Genomic DNA, 19419 nt, shown 5'->3' with positions numbered 1-19419 from the left:
AACCGACTCAGTATAAAGTGACAATATCAAAAGAATACAATCAAAATGTAAAAGAGACGTAAACATTCAATTGGCTGGTTTCCAGTATTGTTGTCTGTAATTTTTCGGTGACATTCCAAATCTCTCCTTGAAACACTTTGAAAAATAGCTGGCTTGAGAAAATCCTGTTTCCTCCGTAATTTGCTGGATGGACCAGTCGGTTTGCAGCAAAAGACTGCGTCCCTGATCCAGACGATAGTCCATCAAATATTCAAGTGGTGTGCGCTGGAAGGTGGCCTTCATGCATCTGGCAAGATAGTTTTGATGTACGTGAAAATGTGCCTCCAGGTCTTTATTCGTGATGGCATTTCTGTAGTTTTGTTTTAAGAATATTTCGATCTGTTCAGCTAACTTGGAGGAACTGCTTTTGTAATTCTCATCATATTCCAAACTCTGAAAAATATTCACAAATGTTTGTTGAGTCTCCCATAGAGCCAGCTTTCGAGTTTTTAAAGTAGAGGCTAGTAAATAGTCCAATTTGGAGAACAGCTCATGGGGATTAATTAGTTTTTGATATTTGGGTAGATGGATGGTGGTATGTTCTGAGTGAAAATGCAGCTCAGGAATGGGGGTGCTAGGGATAATAAGATTCGGCGAGGATTGGGCGCACCACATACTATTAGTTTGAAAATGAAACCAGTAAAAGGAGGTTTGTTCTGTACATGCCTCTATGGGGAAATGGTGCTTATCCGGCTCAAGAATAAGTGCATGATTTTCAGTTATCTTCCACGACTCATCCTCCTCACCGATGTGCAGTAGTCCTTCTTTAATAATAATTACGTCAAAATATCCCAAGTTATAGCGATTCGGATGCCAGTCCCCCTTTTGGTATGTAGTAAAATTCCCCTCAATGAAATAAGGCAATGGAGGGACAAGGAAAGATAGAAAGTCTGTTTTGCTCATGGAAGTCAGCTCCTTTGTGTGTGAAATCGTATAAGTTTTAGTTAAAGATCGCGATTTTTTTTATAAATTCAGGTTGATAAAATAAGGACTGTAGCAAGGGGAGCTCAGGTTAGCTTGTTCGATATTATCATTACTTTATCCTTATTTTTTCAAAAATGAAAGCGTTCTATTTCCAGGAAGGGATGTTTATTGAATGAAAACGGCAAAGCCAGTGAAGCATGTCATCGTCGATGATTCATTTTGGAAAAAGTATAAGCAGGTTGTGGCGGAAGAGGTTATTCCTTATCAGTGGAAAGCATTAAATGATGAATTACCAGATACAGAACCCAGCCATGCGATTGAGAACTTTAGAATTGCGGCCGGAGAATCTAGTGGAGAGTATTATGGAACCGTTTTCCAAGATAGCGATCTTGCCAAATGGTTGGAGACGGTTGCTTTTAGCTTAAGGGATCATCCAAATTCTGAGCTTGAAGAGCGGGCTGATGAAGTCATTGATCTATTGGGAAGAGCACAAGCTGAGGATGGATATCTGAATACGTACTATTTGCTGAAGGAACCTGACAATCGTTGGACAAACTTAAGGGACAATCATGAGCTGTATTGTGCGGGACATTTTATAGAAGCGGCTGTTGCTTATTATGAAACGACGGGTAAGACGAAATTCCTCAACATTATGGAGAAATACGTAGACCTGATTCAGCAGATATTTGGTACAGAAGAAGGGAAGCGGAAAGGCTATCCGGGGCATGAAGAAATTGAGTTGGCCTTGATCAAATTATACGACGTAACGGCTAAGGATCAATACCTCAAATTAGCGCAATATTTTATCGAACAGCGGGGACAGCATCCTATTTATTTTGTGGAGGAGCAAGAAAAGAGAAAGCATATTCAAACAGAGCCCACCTGGAATGATGATAACAATATTAATTTTGGCCTAGGCTTCGAATATCAGCAGGCACACCAACCTGTGCGAGAACAAAAAGAGGCCGTTGGTCATGCGGTAAGAGCAGTGTATCTGTATATTGCGATGGCGGACCTAGCTGCAAAAACGGGAGATGCCTCTCTGTTACAAGCCTGTGAAACGCTGTGGGATGATGTCACGAACCACAAAATGTACATTACTGCCGGAATCGGATCTACGGTGAACGCGGAAGCATTCACTTGCCATCATGATCTTCCCAATGACAGCATGTACTGCGAAACTTGCGCCTCTGTAGGGCTGGCTTTCTGGGCTAATCGCATGCTGCGTTTAGCGCCGGACCGGAAATATGCTGATGTTCTGGAGCGTGCGCTCTACAATGGAACGATCAGTGGGATGGATCTGGATGGGAAACGGTTTTTCTACGTGAATCCGCTGGAAGTCAATCCTTTTCAAAAATCGAGAAAAGATCAGGAACATGTAAAAACAGAGCGGCAAAAATGGTTTTTCTGTGCCTGCTGTCCACCCAATTTGGCGCGAATGATTGCATCGGTGGAGGACAATATGTACACCCAGACCGAGGACACGTTGTATACGCATCTGTATATTGCCAGCAAGGTGAACATGACTTTATCTGGACAAGAGATTGAAATTACACAAACCCATCATTATCCGTGGGATGCAGATCTTGCTCTTTCGATCCATGTAACAGAGCCAACTGCATTTAAATGGGCACTGCGAATTCCAGGGTGGTGCAAGCAGGCAGAGGTCAAGGTGAATGGGGAAGTCATATCGCTAGACCATCTTGAAAAAGGCTATATCGAGATTCAGCGCACTTGGAAGGATGGCGATGTGGTAACTTTGCACTTGGCTATGCCGGTGGAGCGCATTCGGAGCAACCCGCTTGTCTCCATGAACCAGCAGCAAGTTGCCCTTCAACGCGGCCCAGTCGTGTACTGTCTGGAAGAAGCGGATAATGGGGCGAACCTGGCAGGATTAAGATTACCAAAGGATAATCCCGTTACAGAAGAATTTAGCGAAAATCTGCTGGGTGGCATTGTAAAGCTGACCATAGAGGGATATCGGGTAAAAGGTTCAAATGCATTATACAGCTCGGAGCCCCCTGAACTTGTTCCTCAACAAATTACCGCCATTCCTTACTACGCCTGGTGCAACAGGGCCAAAGGGGAAATGCGTGTATGGGTTTATGAATCATAATTCATTCGCATGGGGAGAGGAAAGATCATGAGTACGAGAATTGTGAGTACGGAACCACCCGAAAAAGCAGCCAGTACCGTTCCTTTTCATCGTAAAATCAGCTATTCGTTAACGGATACGGCAGGCAATCTACTATACTGTGTCATTTCCAGCTATCTACTATATTTTTATACGGATGTATTCGGTCTTTCTATTGGGATTGCCGGAACATTACTATTTATCACCCGTTTTATCGATGCCATTGATGCCCCGATCTGGGGTATCCTGATTGACCGAACCAAATCAAAATACGGCCAGAGCAGACCTTATTTTCTATGGCTAGCTGTTCCGTTTGCCGTGTTCATGGTCCTTACGTTTACGACGCCCAATTGGAGTGAATCGGGGAAAATTGCATATGCGGCCATCACTTATATCATAGCGGGTATTTTGTATACGGGAATCAGTACACCGATTACGTCTATTCTGCCTAACCTGAGCACCAACTCCAATGAACGCGTGGTCTTGAACTCTTTCCGTATGGTCGGGGGAAACGTGGGCTTCTTCATCGCCACCACGTTCACCTTACCTCTGGTCGCCTTCTTTGGACAGGGGAATGACCAAAAAGGATTTTCTCTAACGCTCGTTTTATTTGGAATTATGGCGATTATTATGTTTTTCATAGCGTTCGCCGATTTGCGTGAAAATGCGGCAGTGAAAACGAAATCTGTTCCCATTGCTAAAAGCTTTACAGCCATCAAGCGAAACTGGCCCTGGATGCTCGTTGTAGCTGCTAACCTGTGTTACTGGATCGGTTTGAATATTCGTTCTGCCACGCTTATCTTTTATCTGCACTACAATCTGGACAGTAAGGACTTGGTGCCTTTAATCAACGGACTGACCTCTTTGCAATTAATCTCTATGGTTCTGATTCCGTTGTTTGCCAGAAAATTAACTAAAAATACGATCATGATTATCGGATTGATATTAGCTGCATTAGGTCAAGTTGTGATTTTAATGGGAAGTACAAACTTAACCCTTATTATTGCTGGCTGGATCATTGGTGCATTAGGATCAGGCTTTGCGTGTTCTATGCCATTTGCCATGTTGTCCGATACGGTTGATTATGGGGAATGGAAAAATGGAATTCGGGCAAGTGGATTCCTGACTTCTATTGGAAGCGCATTCTGTATTAAAGCAGGTAGCGGAATTGGCGGATTATTGCCAGCATGGGTTATGGGTAGCACGGGCTATATTGCTGGAAAGGTTCAGACCCCGACTGCTTTGTCTGGCATTCAGTTCAGCTTCATCTGGCTGCCGTTTATCGTCTTCTTGATCGGAATTATCCCTATGTTTTTCTATAAGAAATTCGAAAAGAATGAAGCTTCTATTCAACAAGACTTAATTGCGAGAAGATCATAGATATTCTCTTAACAAGATGTTATGCATACCGAGGGATGGTATAATCCTGTTTCAAAACCTGTTCACCGAGCTGAGCAGGTTTTTCACCTTTTTTCTATTCAAATGTGAGCAAACGCATTGACAGAATTTTCTTTTGGAGTGATACTTCTATGTAGAGAAAAGTGTACAGAATCAAGAGCCAGAGACATCTAGCCTTGCAACTTTATACATTTTTTCGCCATGAAAGACTCTTCTGTTGAAGGGTTTTTTTCAATTTGATAAAAAGAATGTGATGATATGAGTCAACTGAGTGTAAGGATGAGAACGCACGGCTTTCTGAATAGACATTTTTCTGGAGAGTCTATTGATTATCGGCAGATGATTGCCTTGTTTATCCCGCTTCTAATTGATCAGGCTTTTATCGTGGGTCTTAATTTGGTGAACACAGCAATGATTAGCTCGTCAGGGATGGCGGCGGTCAGTGCCGTAAATATGATTGATTCATTAAATATTTTCCTAATTAATGTGTTTGTGGCAGTGTCTACCGGGGGTACGGTTGTTGTAGCGCAGTATAAGGGGAGCGGCAACGATCTTATGGTCTCTAAAGCAACATCCGGTACTATATCCTCCGTTTCCTTGCTGGCCTTATGTATCAGTCTGTTTATGATCCTGTTGTACAATCCCATTTTAAGCGTCCTGTTTGGCTCTGCCTCGACTGATGTATTGGCTAACGGCAAGGTGTACCTGCTGGGAAGCTGTATGTCTTTCGTGGGGATTGCGATCGTTGAGGCCGTATGTGGAGCGCTGAGAGGGATCGGCAAGACGAGGGCGTCGCTGGCTCTTTCGCTCATCATGAACCTTTCGTATGTGCTGCTGAATGTCGTATTTATTAACTTGTTAGATATGGGTGTACTGGGCATGACGATTGCAGTCAATGTGTCCAGATATGCAGGGGCTGCCTGCGCGTTGATTTATTTGGTTAGGGTAGATGACGACTTGCGTGTTCAGCTTAGAGATATGCTTTATTTTAATCTAGCCATGCTTAAAAAGATCCTGTTTATTGGTCTTCCTTTTGCAGCGGAACAGATGTTTTTTAATGGAGGTAAAATTTTAACGCAAATCTTCATTGTGAACCTGGGGACCAATGCATTGGCGACGAATGCCATTTGCTCATCCCTAGCTAACGTGTTCCAAATTCCTGCGAATGCTTTGGCTCTTACGATTGTGACCGTGGTGGGTCAATGCATGGGACGGCGAAATGTACACGATGCCCGCAAGTTTACCAAATCGTTTATTTGGCTGTCGTCCGGTTCGTTTATTGTAATGGGGCTAATCCTAATGCCTTTGTTTAAGCCGATGGTGGGGTTGTTTCATCCACCTGCTGAAATTGTAGATGACATTTTTATGGTCATGCTGATTAATACGCTGGCCCAGATTCCACTCTGGTCCATCGCCTTTATTACACCCTCTGCGCTTAGGGCAGCAGGTGATTCCAAATTTACGTCCCTCACCTCGATGCTGTCCATGTGGTTGTGTCGGGTAGTGCTCGGGTATGTTTTGGGCATTGTGTTCAACTTGGGGATTGTTGGTGTCTGGCTGGCCATGGATATTGAATGGGGTGTGCGGGGGATCGTTTTCCTCTGGCGCTTCCGTGGCAACAAATGGGTCCAGCATCGTTTGATCGACTGAATAGGTCCACTACTATAAAATTGACCTCGGGATGAGGCACTTTATAGTAGTGGATTTTTTTATAGACGTTTAAAGTTACGTACGCCTTATTCTATTCTGATCCCTATATTGCCTAACTGCACTCCCTGCTGCATACGGTAAAAGGCTTGCGCTGTATCTTGTAGAGGGAAGACGCTATCTATAATGGGATGAAGGGAATGGCGCTCCATGAATTGGAGCATATCTGCGAATTCCTCGCTGCTCCCCATAGAGGTACCGATGATGCTGATTTGCGGAAAAAATATAGAACGCAACGGAATCTCTATGTGATCTCCTGAGCTTGCGCCAAATGTAATGATCCGGCCATCCGGTTTGATGACATCTAGATATTTGTCGAACGTAGGGGGTCCGATGCTGTCAAGGATCAGATCCACGGTGTCTCCGTTCATGCTTTCTTTCCAATCGCTATCACTGTCGAATGCATGATGAGCGCCATGGGCGAGGGCAGCTTGTTTTTTTGTTTCGCTACGTGATGTGACGCTGACCCGTGCGCCCGCCGCTAAAGCCATTAGCATGGCATACGTGGCTACACCGCCGCCAATACCGGGAATGAGGACATGGTCACCCTGCTGTAATTGGCCTCTAGTGAAGAGAGCGCGGTAAGCGGTCAAGGCAGACAAAGGCAGTACCCCTGCTTCTTCCCAGGACAGGTAAGCTGGCTTGCTGACGGCATTTTGAACGGGAATGATAACCGATTCGGCCAATGTCCCGTCTGAAGGAACGCCCAGAATGGCAGGAATCAAGGGAACGTGGTGCGTCTTCTCCCATCCGATACATGGATTGATGATTACGTCAGTGCCTACCGTGAGGTTGGGACGCCAGCGCCCACAGCCTCGATCACGCCTGCTCCATCCGATCCGAGAATGAGTGGACCATCGTTGGCGGTTCGATCGGCCATGAGGAACAGATCCCGATGGTTCAAGCCTGCGGCTTTGAGTCTGACCTTCACTTCGCTGTGCCCCGGCTGTCTGTCCGTAACGTCCTTATACATCAGGCCCTCAAGGCCGTGTTTGTCGGTATGTATTACAGCTTTCATTTTAATACCTCCTGTGGTCGATTTTAGATGCATTTGCATGTACTTTGAATTGTACAGAGCGGCAAGCATCCGGTAAAATGAACAAAATCGAACGTCAGTATCATAAATGATCATACCAAGCAGGTGATGTATATATGGAAAGCAGTGATTTGAAAATTTTTCGGGCGGTTGCTCGCGAGGGTAGTATCACAAGGGCTGCGCAAGTGTTGAACTATGTACAGTCCAATGTGACCTCACGGATTCAGCAGCTTGAGGCACAATTGAACGTACCGCTATTTCGCAGATCTAATCGCGGAATGACACTAACGTCGGCAGGAGAGAATCTGCTGGAGTATGCGGAATCCATATTGACTTTGCTCGACGAGGCAGAGAAGTCTACTCAATATTCGGACCAGCCTGCGGGACTACTGCGATTGGGCTCGATTGAGACGACTGCGGTTACGCATCTAACGACTTTATTGACGGGATATTACGCTGAATACCCTAATGTGCAGCTATCGCTGATGACCGGGGGGACGCATGCCCTTGTACAAAAGGTATTAAATTACGAATTAGATGGGGCATTCGTCTATGGCCCTGTCGATGATCCGAATATAGAGCATGTTGCGGCGTTTGAAGAGGAGTTGGTGCTTATTTCGGAACCGGGAGAAAGTGATATGAGCAAGTTGCTTGCCAAGCCTATGCTGTTCTTCGATGTAGGCTGCACACATCGGGCAAGAGCGGAAAGTTTTCTGAGCGATGCAGGTGTGGATGCGTATCAGATTATGGAATTCGGAACATTGGAAGTCATTTTAGGTGGTGTAGCCTCTGGTCTAGGGGTGTCCATGCTTCCACACTCGTCAATTGTAAAGGCGAAGAAGGAGGGAAGTATTGCTTCGCATCGTTTACCCGAAACATATCGTAAATTAGAGGTGTGGTTTGTTCATCGGCGGGTTCGGTTTACTCCAGTGCGCTGTCAGGATTGCTCCACTGGATGAAAAAGAATGCTATACTTAACTGGGATTAAATTGACATCAGGGGTGTATCATTTGGAAGAACATAATTTATCGAAAAATCCATCTACAGTAGCTCCGGGAGAATTTGTGAGGAATGGCGGTTATCAACGACGAGAACCAGATAGGATGGCGGTATTATCAGAAACATACGGAGCCTCTATCTTTTTCAGGAGATGGGCCGCCTGGATGATTGACTTCATTCTTATCGTCTTTGGGTATGGTGGGCTTGTCTATTTTATAGCGAAAAAAGTAGCTGAAGCGGAAATCCCAAATATGGGTATGGTAGTGATACTCTTCTTGATTGGCTCTTTCTGCTATTATCTGTTGCTGGAAGGACTTACAGGCTATACGCTGGGCAAGTTTGTACTTCGCATTCAGGTCGTGAATGGAGAAGGAATGCCGCCAGGCATGATTAAATCGTTGATCCGTACGCTCATACATCTGGTGGATACGAACCCGCTGCTTTTCTGGGGGCTGCCCGCCGGTATATGTGTGCTGGTGACACCTCGGAAACAACGAATTGGAGATATGGCCGCCAATACATATGTAGTTAGGACACGGGATTTGGGGAAGGTGAGCAAAAAGAAAACCGGGATTATTGCAGGAGCAATCATCCTGATGACGATCACTACGATTGTCTTTGCTGTATCCTTAATTTCTACGCTCATTACTCAAATCGTGAAGCCTGAGGTATTTACCAGTAAGGATAATCAGTTTGCAGTTACGGCTCCGTGGAATTGGTCACGAGACAATAGGATTAATGAGGAAGCGGATATTTCCATTAAAAATGAATTTACCGATAGATATTTGATTGTATTGTCTGAACCGAAAAGCGACTTTGACAGCAGTATGACCCTTCAAGAATATAAAGGAATCATTGAGGATCATTTGGTGTCAGGAATTACGGACCCTGAATTGGGGACCGCTTCAGATATGGTGGTGAACGGATATCCTGCCATTGAGTTTACCCTAAAAGGAGAAATAGACGGGAATCTGGCCATGTATAACGTGACCACAATTGAAACACCTTCGCATTATCATCAGGTGCTTGCCTGGACCTACGCCTCGCGATACAGCAGGGCACAGCAAGAGCTGCGCAAGATTAGAGACAGTTTCCGTGAAATGAACATGATGTAAAGTGAACATGGAGCAATAACGATGATTCAAATTATAAGACGGTAAGCAGAACAAGCAGACAGCTTATAGAAGCGTCTGCTTGTTGTTATATAGGCGGGATAGTGCTACGGAATGGTGCTATAGATGACTCTTGATCACTCGCAATCCAGCCACCCTCGCCACCTTGCCTTGTGGCTGGGCTGTGAATCGAATCGTAACTTCATTCTTTTCATTCGTCACAGACAGAGGCAGCTCATAGATAAACGTCTCGAATTTATTCATTTCCTCGGATTCCATCTTGCCTTCTCCTAAGTTCTGACCATCTGCAGTGATGTCAAAGTCACGATGAGAGCGGTCGGAGTCCTTCAGATAGGTCACTGCTAATTGGACAGGCTTATCAGGGAGCACCTTCATGACAAAAGAGAACCAGCCCCCAGACCATGTGTCGCGATATTTGCGATTATAAATGGACCCCAGGCCAACGTGTTCTCCAGTGAAGGCATGATCCCGTTCAGGCTGCATTTCGGCAGGCTGCACAACATCCACTGTAAGTCGTTCCAGCTCTAGCTGGTACGCTAACGCGGTACGGTATTCTGCCTCTGTTGATACCCATTCCTCCTTGGAAAAGAGATCCCAGTAGACGGTATAAGAACGATCATAGATCTGATAAAACGGACGAAGCTGCAAGTCTCCGATATAGCCCAGGTCGTCTAGATGGAATGTGTTCGGCTCCTTCTCATCAGCAATCAGCTTGGTTGTCAGGGAATCGGCCGATCCAATCAGAACAGATGCCAGCAGACGTTCCTCGTTGGACTCCTGTACAACAGGACCCAGATCTCCAGCCAGCACAAGTGGGCCGTACATGAATGAAATCCGACGCGGATTATCCGGCATTTCCTCAACTCTTACTGTCATAGGAATATCGTATTCGACCGTATCTCCATCTTTCCATTCCCGTTCAATTACAATATAGCTGGTAGGACAAGCCTCAGCGGCATACTCTTCTCCGTTGATTATAATCTTCATCCCCTGCTCCGCCCAGTGCGGGCATCTTAGTTTGATCGTGAAGAACTTGGGCTCCTTGCTTATGACATGAAGCGTTCCCCGCCCATTTTGCGGAAAGAGGGTTTCTTGTTTGAGCTGTATGTCCATCTCATCCCACGTCACGGTAGAAGGGACATATTGGTTGACATAGATTGTGTTTGCCGTGTGAAAATAAATCGCCGTGCCGTACATAGAGTGACTCTCCATACCGGACCCGACACAGCATGTAAAATCCTCATATTGAGAATTGAAGGACTTGTGTCCTCCCATTTCCAGCGATACAAAATAGCATACACGTCCATCTACAGGCTGCTGTGAAGCCAGAATATGATTGAACATTGCTCGTTCATAGTAGTCGGCATAGGCTGCGTACGCGTCCCATTCGAACATATGTCTTGTTAATTTCAGCATATTGTAGGTGTTGCAGGTTTCACAGGTGCCTTCGCCCAAACGATCATTCAGCTTGCCGGGTTCACCAAAATGTTCATTATAGCTATTGCCGCCGATTACGTAGGAATGCTTGTGAACCACCCGATCCCAGAAAAAGCGGGAAAGGTCCGCATATAGAGGTTTGTCTGTCACTTCGAACTGCCGTGCTGCACCAATGATCTTAGGAATTTGCGTATTAGCATGTCGTCCTGCCAGCGTATCGCGACTGTCTGCCAGATCATTCAGCACCTCTCCATGATAAAAGCGTTCCGCCAGGTTCAAAAAGCGTTTTTCTCCGGAATGTTCCGCCAGATCGGTCAGCACCTCGTTCATACCGCCAAATTCGCAATGGAGTACCTGTTGCACCTGCTCATCGCTCAGTCCTTGGAATACATCCTCCAGCCAGTCGCCGAGTTGGATTTCCATCGCTAAAGCCTTGGGATGATGAGCGAGCAGGTGGGCATCACGCAAGCCTGCGAAGAGCTTGTGCATCGTATATAGCGGAACCCAGCCTCCGTTAAGATCAAAGCCCTGGGAACGAATATCTCCGGCTTTGACTTCTTCAAAAATCTCTTTCCCACGCGGGATGCCGGAAATGTATCCGTTTCCATGACTGTTTTGGCATATTTCCAACTCGTCGATCACATAGTTTACTCGTTCCAGTAGTCTTTTGTCGCCTGTGGAGGCAAACATTAGTGCACAGCCAGACAGGTAGTGACCAAGTGTATGTCCACTGATGCCGCGTGCCTCCCAGCCCTCATAATGAGCCGCTTTGGGCTCCAATCCCGCATATTCACGAAAACGTGACAATAAACGGTCAGGTTCCAAACTCAGCAGATAGGTCGTATTCAGCTCCATGGCGTGGTAAAGTGGGCCGGAATCAATGCTTACTTTATGCAAGTCAAAAGCTTGTGCTTTCAAAATCATCGCTCCTTAGCTAAGATGAAAGTGTATATTTCTCCACTACATTAGCATTGGAGTCGCGGTATGTCAGTAGCTTAACCATACAATAGGTGGACAAATCCGAACATGAATCTAAAGAGGCGATAACATGACCTATCTGAAAGTGAATGTAGATACTCCGATCCAACTGATCTCGGCAGGCGAGTTCGTTTCCGAGGTGCCATGGAAGCATATGAGCCGTTCCATTGAGAACTTTGAGCTGATCCTTGGTGTCCAAGAGACGGTATATATACGGGAGGAAGAGGAGGATTTTGAAGTAGGGGAAGGAGATATTCTATTGCTGTACCGCGGTCGTACGCATCGAGGATACCGGGAATCGTTGCCTGGGGTTAAATTTTATTGGTTTCATTTCGATGTACCTGCGACCCCGAATGTATTATCTAGTGAGGAAATGAAGCAGGAAACAAGTGCAATGGACGGGCTTGTACAGCGTCATGGCGTGATACGCGATATCTATTTACCGCAAAGTGTACAGGCAGATAACGGTGATCGGATTCATATTATTGTCAATCAAATCTTGCATGTCGCCAACTCACACTATCTTACGTATCACAGTGCAAATTATTTGTTCACCTCACTGCTGATCGAGATATCTGAACTGGCCCTCAGTCGCTTGATCTCCAATCCTGTCCATTCACAGGGGAATGTGAGCATGAACAAGATTATTGAGTGGACTCGAATTCATGCTGGAGAACCGCTGACCGTGACCGATTTGGCTCAGAAGTTCAATTACAACAAGGATTATATATCCCGTTTGTTCATGCAGAATACGGGCATGCGTCCATTGGAGTTCATTCACAGTATTCGAATCAACAAAGCTAAGGAATTGATTTCCCGTACAGATATGAGCATTAAGCAGGTAGCGGAAGAAGCAGGATACACGGATGAGAAGTATTTTATGCGGTTGTTTAAAAAGAGAGTACATATGACTCCTTCACAGTATCGGAATGCCTATCACAAAACATTTATGAACAATGTCTAGTCTATTTCCGCTTCACAGCAGCATAGCTTATCAGACCATAATTTGATAATCTGATTTAAGAGAGATTGAATGAGAGCAATCAATACATAATACTTTGTCAAAAGGGGCGAGTGAGATGCTGCAATCACCATTAAAGGAAGAACTGACTCGAATACTCGAAGAGCATTCACTTGATGATGAGTTAAAAGAAGAGATCTATCAGGCAGCCGAAGCTACTATACAATTTCAGCTAGAGCATGAGGAAAACTATGAAAACGTTGGGAATAGTCGGATCGCCGGCTATCCAGATCTGCCGCCCACAATAGAGTGGCCGTGTAATTCAGACGGAGAATATTATACGTTTATTGCTCAGATCAATTTAAGCGAGTTGCCTTTTTCACCATTTGAGGGATTGCCTCATCAGGGCATACTATACTTTTTTCTTGGGCTGGATGAGCCAGCTTACGATATTGAGCATAAAATCTTTTACTATAACGGCGACAGCAGTGCTTTGCAGAAAACATTACCGCCCGCTGGGCGCGTAGAGGTGTCGGTGGAGCAACGGGATTTCACTGCGTATGCAATTTCTTTTCATCCGATCCTGACGCTACCATCGGAGGGTGAGCTAGGAGATATTCTATTAGATCAGTACGAAGAGCTTTATGAGCTTTTATATGAACATAGCGACACGGTGTGGGGACAGCATCAGTCTTTTGCCGGGAACACTCGTCGGGATGCTTATCTGTGCCGTAACGGGCTAAAGGGTCTTCTGTTTAATTGGCATAAGAGTGAGGGTCAGATCCATCAGGAAGCCGAGCAAGCTATGCATAGGGGAAGTACGGAGTATGCGGAGCATTTACGATCCGAAGTGCTGCCTCAGCTGCAAGAATACCAGGCGAATCGGGAAAAGCACGATCAAGCTTCGGAAAATTGGCATGTTTTGCTCTCTGTATCATCCTTGAATGAGGTTGGTATGTGCTGGTGGGACGCAGGGTATTTGGAGTTTTTTATAGATCAAAGGGACTTGAAGAACCTTGATTTCTCGCGAACATATGTTAATCTGGCTACAAGCTAGCCGGGTCGCCAGGACTCATGTTTATTTTGGAGGCTAATGACAGGGGTTAGAGCAGGGTGGTTTTTTTGATTGATAAAAGAAGTGAATTGAGCATGTGGCACAGTATCCGAGCGTTGGGAATTGAACGATCAATAATAGGTGGTCCTATATAGGACTGCCTTTTTTCGATGTAAATGAACGATTGTACTCCGTTAATAGTCTTAATAGATGAGACCACAACAAGGGAGGTGCACGTATATGACTGATCGAGAGCTGTTTGAACTATATAAGGAACAGATATATTATTTTTGTTATTATCTGATGCAAAATCAAGCAGATGCAGAAGATGTTTGCCAGGAGGTATTTGTCAAAGCAATCTTGGCCGACAGGTCCAAAGTACAAGATCTCAAATCATGGATTTTACGAATTGCTTCCAATGAGTGCAGCAATGTGCTTAGAAGGCGAAAAACTGGGCTGATGAAGGAAATACGAACTTTTTTATTGTCACGTCCTCATTCATTTAATCCGGTGGAAGAGAGCTTATATCATCGAGAAACTAAGACAGAGCTACACCAGCTATATAACAAGCTTCCAGATAAAATTCGAATGGTCGTGGTCCTTCGTTATGTAAACGAATTGACTGTGCCGGAGATCTCTAGAGTTATAAATATACCCGAAGGAACAGCTAAATCCAGATTAAATCGAGGGCTTAAACTGCTAAAAAAAATGGTGGTATCCCAAGTAAAGGAGATGAATAGCAGTGAGTCGGTATTTTGAGAAAGAACAGCACATTCCTCAACCCGAATATGATGCAATGTGGGTAAATATAGAACAGGAAGCAACCAAACGAAAAGCAACTCTGCAACAGTCACAGGAAGCACCTATGCATAGAACAAAAATTGTTCCTGCGAGTATTGTATTCTCATGTTTTCTGCTCATTGCCATCCCTGTATTCGCTAGTGTGACTATCAATTGGGATAGAATAGGCGGACGTAGTGTAACCAATGCGATAAATAATGGTATTGGTCAGCGGTATGATCTAAAAGTAACCGATGCAGGCATTACGATGAATTTGAATGGTGTTGTAACAGATGGCGAAAAAATGAAAATGCTCATCTCTCTGGATCCGGGAACCGACCCAAGCAGTTATATTGGGTTTGCTATAGAGAAAACTATGGTAACTAGCAATTCTAATAACAAGGAACGAGCACACGGATATTTGAATTACGATCCTAAAAGCCAGAAACTCCTAGGCATTTATGAAACTGTTGATACATTAAAGGATCGTAAAAAAAATTATACACTTGAGGCACAGAATCTAATTTTTTATCGTAATCAGGATATCCCTTTAAAGACGAATCATCAAGCTGGGGATACCCTCGTTACGGGGACCAAGCAGTATCCTAACATATATATAGAATCCGTTCGACAAACCAATAACAAGACTGTTGTCCGCTTTAGAGTTGCTGCAGCTCCATCCGATTTAGGACGTGGGAACCCGCATTTGGTAATGAAAGTCGGAGACAAAGAAATAGACGCCATCCCAACCATTCTACCTAGTGACAGCCCAGAGTTGCATATTGAGCAGGTATTCAACATGACTGCACAAGATTGGAGAAAGGCAAACCTTCATTTCTGTTACATTGAGGAAGCAAAACGAATTGAAGGTACTTGGAAGTTTGAATTTGAAGCGGATGGAAAAAAAGCAAGTGAAGCGATTTATTCTAAGAAGCTGCATAGCAGCGCTGAATTCCAAGAAAATACAGGCGCTACCTTAGACCAACTGATTATTACCCCCTTGGATATTGAAATTCTAGTAACAGAGCGTGATTCACTTAAAAAAGGAAATGTCCATTATAAAACGGCTCAGTTGGTTATAGGTGATAAAAAAATTAACGGAGGATGGAATCTTAAAGGGGCTGGTCCTGAAAATTATCAACACTTATATCAATTTGAATCCTCAGAGTGGTATAAGGACTGGTCTGATGTTCCAATGAAACTTATATTGAAAGATGCTGTCATCCAGAAACGCGATACTTCCAAGAATTGGATTTCTCTTCATAAACCCAAAGAAGAAAAACAGTTCGCTGAGCTTAATGTAGACGGTTATCAAATTGATTTCACATACTATACAGAGGGAAAAGATTTGATTGTCGAATCGAAATCCGGTTCCCCTGGCTTCAAAGGTGTCAACCAAACAACGATGCGAATTAACGGCAAAGAAGTAGTACCTGAGATCATTGCGAAGGGTATGGTATCCACAGGAGTTAATGTTGACCGTTATAAAGATATTGAATTAGACGGAAAATTGGAACTAAATCCTGGCCTCTACAAGTACAGCGATCCTGGACGTAATATTGAAGTTGTTTTGAAATAGATAGGGCGTTCACCGCCTATTCTACAGATAAGGTCAATTTAGGAAGAGTAGTCCATACGATTAGGATAAGTACAACTATTTGGTACGTAAATATAAAAGCCCCTCCGGCTTTCCATCAGGGAAGCCGGAGGGGCTTTTATACATATACTTGTCTATACGGAGAGTTTATTTATATCCGCTGCACGGTAAACTCGAATTCCAGCTTTTGATCAGCCGGAATTTGATATTCCTCATGTACCGGAGCACCCCAGCTGTCGTCACCGCCTACGCCCATTTGCTTGCCAGCTACGGTGACAACGGTGTAATACACATTGGGCAGTTCATACAGATGGCCTGCACTTTCCAACTCAAACGCTGTATACGGCGAAATATTGCATTCCACTGGTGCGGTGGCAGGTGCTGTAATGCGAATGCCTCGCTGGGAATCGTCGGTAATATCGACCCGGCGCACGCCTGTACGGTTGCCGGATTCCTGTGGCACGACATACCCGGACACATTATCCGCAGCTTCGTTGCGGAATACGCCGAGTCTAGCACCAAGGGCTCGGTCAATGTAATTCTCCTCCGGTCCCATCGCATACCAGTCCAGATGGCGATAGTCCGCTGGAACCTTGAACGAAAGGGCAAAGACCGGCAGGTTAGGCAGCCCTGATACACCTTCATAGGTGGATTTTACGTTCAAACTGCCATCCGCCAGGACGGTGTAGGTTACCGCTACCTGTACGTCAGCATGAATGCTTAGGGTGTAGCGGAACGTAATGGTCACACGGTCTGTCTGCTCTTCCGTAACCTCGATATCCACACATTTACGTGTCAGGCTTGCGGCGAACCAACCACCAGCTTCAAAACCCAGTGCCGTTCCCCGATCATTGTCTGTGGTCGCTCGCCAGAACAGCGGGGCAGGAGGCGTAGCGATCATCTCACGTCCAGCGTAGCGAAGTGAAGTCAGGCCGCCTGCTCCTTTGGAGAACATGATGGTGAAATCCGTACCGTGAACGCCAATATTTACATCACCATGCACCACTCGTAGGGCTCCAGCTATTGGAGCTTTCAGCGGATTTGGATATTCCACAATGAAAATATGTTGTCCAAAGGCCACTTCATGCCCAGCCTTAGCCCAGAGCGTCGCTTCCTTCAATACAAGCGCCGTGTGAATGACATATTCCCCAGGCTTCTCGTCTGTGCTTGGGAACGTCAATGGAATATAGGCTTCGGTCTGAGCCGCCACATCCACATGACTCACATTTCGCGCGATCTCTTGACCTTCATGCAGCAGGCTGTATACCAGTTCATAGTCTCCTGTACCCTCGAACAGGTTTTCGTTGCGAATGGTCACACCTTTGGTATCCGGGATGAGCTTCAGATTTTGGTACAGGAATTTGACCTCCTGCATCTTCGGTGAAACTTTCCGGTCTGCATAGACAATTCCGTCTGTACAGAAACCATAGTCTGTTGGACGGTCGTCAAAGTCGCCGCCGATCGCCAGGTACTCGCGTCCGTAGCGATCTTTTTTCATGACCGCCTGATCAATGTAATCCCAAATGAACCCACCTTGATACAGCTCGTATTTGTTCTCCAGCTCGGTATACTTGTGCATGCCGCCTACGGAATTGCCCATTGCATGCATGTATTCGCAACTGATATACGGCTTTTGTGGATTGTCGTTTAAGTATTGCTCGATATCTGCGGGCTTGGCGTACATCCGGCTCTCCATATCGCTGGTATCATCGTACGTACGATTGTGAAACACGCCTTCGTAGTGTACCAGACGGCTCGGATCGGTGGACCGGAAATAGTTAGCGACATTGCGCAGCACTTCACCTGCATACGACTCATTTCCGCAAGACCAGATCAGAATGGATGCATGGTTTTTGTCCCGTTCCAGCATGGAAATGGCGCGATCCATAACGATATCCTGCCACTCCGGCAGATTGGCCGGAATATTCCACGAAGGCTCGACTGCGCCGAGTTTTTGCCAGGAACCGTGTGTTTCCAAGTTCATTTCGTCAATCACGTATATCCCGTATTCATCGCAGAGCTCATACCACAGTGTCTGATTCGGGTAATGAGAGGTACGGACAGCGTTCATATTGTTCTGCTTGAGTGTCCGAATATCCCACAGCATATCTTCACGTGAAATCGCACGTCCGGTACGAGCGTTAAATTCATGACGGTTCACACCTTTAAAGACGATGCGCTTGCCGTTCAGATGCATGACCTTGTTGACCATCTCGAATTTGCGGAAGCCGACCTTTTGTGGGATCACCTCGACAAGTGATCCATCAGCATCATAAATTTGAATGAACAACGTGTACAAATAAGGTTTCTCCGCGCTCCAGCGCTCTACTTGCTCCAAGGTTGCCGACAGCGAGGCGATGCCGTCTGTAAAGTCAGCTTTTAAACAAGCTACGATATGACCGGCGGCATCCTTCACATCGACAGTTGTATGGGCCGTTGCCGGTTGTTCCAAAGTCAGTTTCAATTCTAGCAGGCCCTGCGTGTAGGTAGCATCCAGATCCGCCTTGGCATGCAGGTCGCGTACGTGAACAGTAGGGATCGTGTACAGATATACGTCTCTGAAAATGCCGGAAAAACGCCAAAAATCCTGATCCTCCAGCCAAGCTCCTGTACTTCTTTGATATACCTCTACCGCCAGCTTGTTTTCACCAGTTTGCAGGTAGGGTGTTAGCTCAAAGTCAGACGGTGTAAAACTGTCCTCGCTGTAACCGACAAATTGTCCGTTCAGCCATACATAGAAGGCCGACTCGACACCTTGAAAAGAGATGAACACAGGTTGCGCGTCGGAAGCCATATTTTCGGGCAAAACAAATCTTTTGATATAGCTACCGACCGGATTGTGGTCTTCTGGAATATGGGGTGGACGAACGTCTGAATGTCCGTCCCACGGGTACATCGTATTGGCGTACTGCATTTGGCCGAAGCCTTGTGTCTGAATATGACCTGGTACCTGAATATCGCTCCAGCCGCCATACTCAAAGTCAGGGGCATAGAATTCTACTGGGCGAGTGGCCGGATTCGTCGCATAGTTGAACTTCCAGCTCCCATTCAGGCTGTGACGCCAGGCCATATCGGCCTGGTGCTCTGCTTCCTGAAGCGTGGCGTAATACTTATGGTCGGAATAGGCAGGCAAGCGATTTACCGCGAACTTGGTCACATCGGTGAGCCAGTCCAGACTAGGGGTATGAATGGTCAAGGCGAACACTCCTTATTTTTAAATTGAATGAAGACCGTACACACAA

12 protein-coding genes and 1 pseudogene are annotated in these 19419 nt (G+C 45.5%); 9 read left to right on the top strand and 4 right to left on the bottom strand.

Annotated elements, in window-relative coordinates:
• Positions 1-66: 66 nt before the first annotated feature.
• A complete protein-coding gene (locus tag ACU1JV_RS20600; RefSeq protein ID WP_064962695.1) occupies positions 67-942 on the bottom strand; it encodes a helix-turn-helix transcriptional regulator in 876 nt (291 codons plus the stop codon).
• Positions 943-1135: 193 nt separating this feature from the next.
• Between ACU1JV_RS20600 and ACU1JV_RS20595 the strand changes: the two genes are divergently transcribed.
• The 3 genes from ACU1JV_RS20595 (at position 1136) to ACU1JV_RS20585 (ending at position 6145) form a co-directional block, all read left to right on the top strand.
• Positions 1136-3079, top strand: coding sequence for a glycoside hydrolase family 127 protein (locus ACU1JV_RS20595; protein WP_413987320.1), 1944 nt, complete (start codon positions 1136-1138; stop codon positions 3077-3079).
• A gap of 27 nt (positions 3080-3106) precedes the next feature.
• Positions 3107-4477: an MFS transporter gene (locus ACU1JV_RS20590; RefSeq protein WP_165083310.1), complete on the top strand. Its 1371-nt coding sequence runs from the start codon at positions 3107-3109 to the stop codon at positions 4475-4477.
• A 276-nt stretch (positions 4478-4753) separates the two neighbouring features.
• Positions 4754-6145: an MATE family efflux transporter gene (locus tag ACU1JV_RS20585; protein ID WP_064962697.1), complete on the top strand. Its 1392-nt coding sequence runs from the start codon at positions 4754-4756 to the stop codon at positions 6143-6145.
• Between the two features lie 86 nt (positions 6146-6231).
• Here the strand turns inward: ACU1JV_RS20585 and ACU1JV_RS20580 are convergent.
• A pseudogene (locus ACU1JV_RS20580) lies at positions 6232-7220 on the bottom strand (zinc-binding dehydrogenase).
• 134 nt (positions 7221-7354) lie between these two features.
• Here ACU1JV_RS20580 and ACU1JV_RS20575 point away from each other — a divergent pair.
• Both ACU1JV_RS20575 and ACU1JV_RS20570 read left to right on the top strand, forming a co-directional pair.
• Entirely contained in the window at positions 7355-8197 is an 843-nt protein-coding gene (locus ACU1JV_RS20575) for a LysR family transcriptional regulator (RefSeq protein ID WP_413987321.1), read from the top strand.
• Positions 8198-8203: 6 nt separating this feature from the next.
• A complete protein-coding gene (locus ACU1JV_RS20570) occupies positions 8204-9352 on the top strand; it encodes an RDD family protein (protein WP_413987322.1) in 1149 nt (382 codons plus the stop codon).
• Between the two features lie 117 nt (positions 9353-9469).
• On the opposite strand, the gene ACU1JV_RS20565 is transcribed toward ACU1JV_RS20570, so the two are convergent.
• Positions 9470-11725 (bottom strand): beta-L-arabinofuranosidase domain-containing protein, encoded by a 2256-nt coding sequence (locus tag ACU1JV_RS20565; RefSeq protein WP_413987323.1) that lies wholly within the window; start codon positions 11723-11725, stop codon positions 9470-9472.
• Positions 11726-11855: 130 nt separating this feature from the next.
• Here ACU1JV_RS20565 and ACU1JV_RS20560 point away from each other — a divergent pair, with 130 nt between their 5' ends.
• The 4 genes from ACU1JV_RS20560 to ACU1JV_RS20545 all read left to right on the top strand — a co-directional run bounded on the left by ACU1JV_RS20560 (position 11856) and on the right by ACU1JV_RS20545 (position 16159).
• A complete protein-coding gene (locus tag ACU1JV_RS20560; protein WP_413987324.1) occupies positions 11856-12749 on the top strand; it encodes a helix-turn-helix transcriptional regulator in 894 nt (297 codons plus the stop codon).
• A 115-nt stretch (positions 12750-12864) separates the two neighbouring features.
• A complete protein-coding gene (locus ACU1JV_RS20555) occupies positions 12865-13803 on the top strand; it encodes a YwqG family protein (protein ID WP_129548547.1) in 939 nt (312 codons plus the stop codon).
• Between the two features lie 237 nt (positions 13804-14040).
• Positions 14041-14559 carry an RNA polymerase sigma factor gene (locus ACU1JV_RS20550; RefSeq protein ID WP_013368911.1) on the top strand — a complete coding sequence of 173 codons (519 nt, stop codon included), beginning with the start codon at positions 14041-14043 and terminating at the stop codon, positions 14557-14559.
• A complete protein-coding gene (locus ACU1JV_RS20545; RefSeq protein WP_413987325.1) occupies positions 14543-16159 on the top strand; it encodes a DUF4179 domain-containing protein in 1617 nt (538 codons plus the stop codon). The genes ACU1JV_RS20550 and ACU1JV_RS20545 overlap by 17 nt, the downstream gene beginning before the upstream one ends.
• Positions 16160-16328: 169 nt before the next feature.
• Here the strand turns inward: ACU1JV_RS20545 and ACU1JV_RS20540 are convergent, their stop codons facing one another.
• Positions 16329-19373, bottom strand: a complete 3045-nt coding sequence (locus ACU1JV_RS20540) for a glycoside hydrolase family 2 TIM barrel-domain containing protein (RefSeq protein WP_413987326.1) — start codon at positions 19371-19373, stop codon at positions 16329-16331.
• Between the last annotated feature and the right edge of the window lie 46 nt (positions 19374-19419).

Source organism: Paenibacillus sp. T2-29, assembly GCF_052921365.1.
This window is presented reverse-complemented; position numbering and strand designations above follow the sequence as displayed.

Coding starts and splice junctions, on each gene's coding strand:
- ACU1JV_RS20600 (WP_064962695.1), bottom strand. CDS start 942: ATGAGCAAAACAGACTTTCTATCTTTCCTTGTCCCTCCATTGCCTTAT.
- ACU1JV_RS20595 (WP_413987320.1), top strand. CDS start 1,136: ATGAAAACGGCAAAGCCAGTGAAGCATGTCATCGTCGATGATTCATTT.
- ACU1JV_RS20590 (WP_165083310.1), top strand. CDS start 3,107: ATGAGTACGAGAATTGTGAGTACGGAACCACCCGAAAAAGCAGCCAGT.
- ACU1JV_RS20585 (WP_064962697.1), top strand. CDS start 4,754: ATGAGTCAACTGAGTGTAAGGATGAGAACGCACGGCTTTCTGAATAGA.
- ACU1JV_RS20575 (WP_413987321.1), top strand. CDS start 7,355: ATGGAAAGCAGTGATTTGAAAATTTTTCGGGCGGTTGCTCGCGAGGGT.
- ACU1JV_RS20570 (WP_413987322.1), top strand. CDS start 8,204: ATGCTATACTTAACTGGGATTAAATTGACATCAGGGGTGTATCATTTG.
- ACU1JV_RS20560 (WP_413987324.1), top strand. CDS start 11,856: ATGACCTATCTGAAAGTGAATGTAGATACTCCGATCCAACTGATCTCG.
- ACU1JV_RS20555 (WP_129548547.1), top strand. CDS start 12,865: ATGCTGCAATCACCATTAAAGGAAGAACTGACTCGAATACTCGAAGAG.
- ACU1JV_RS20550 (WP_013368911.1), top strand. CDS start 14,041: ATGACTGATCGAGAGCTGTTTGAACTATATAAGGAACAGATATATTAT.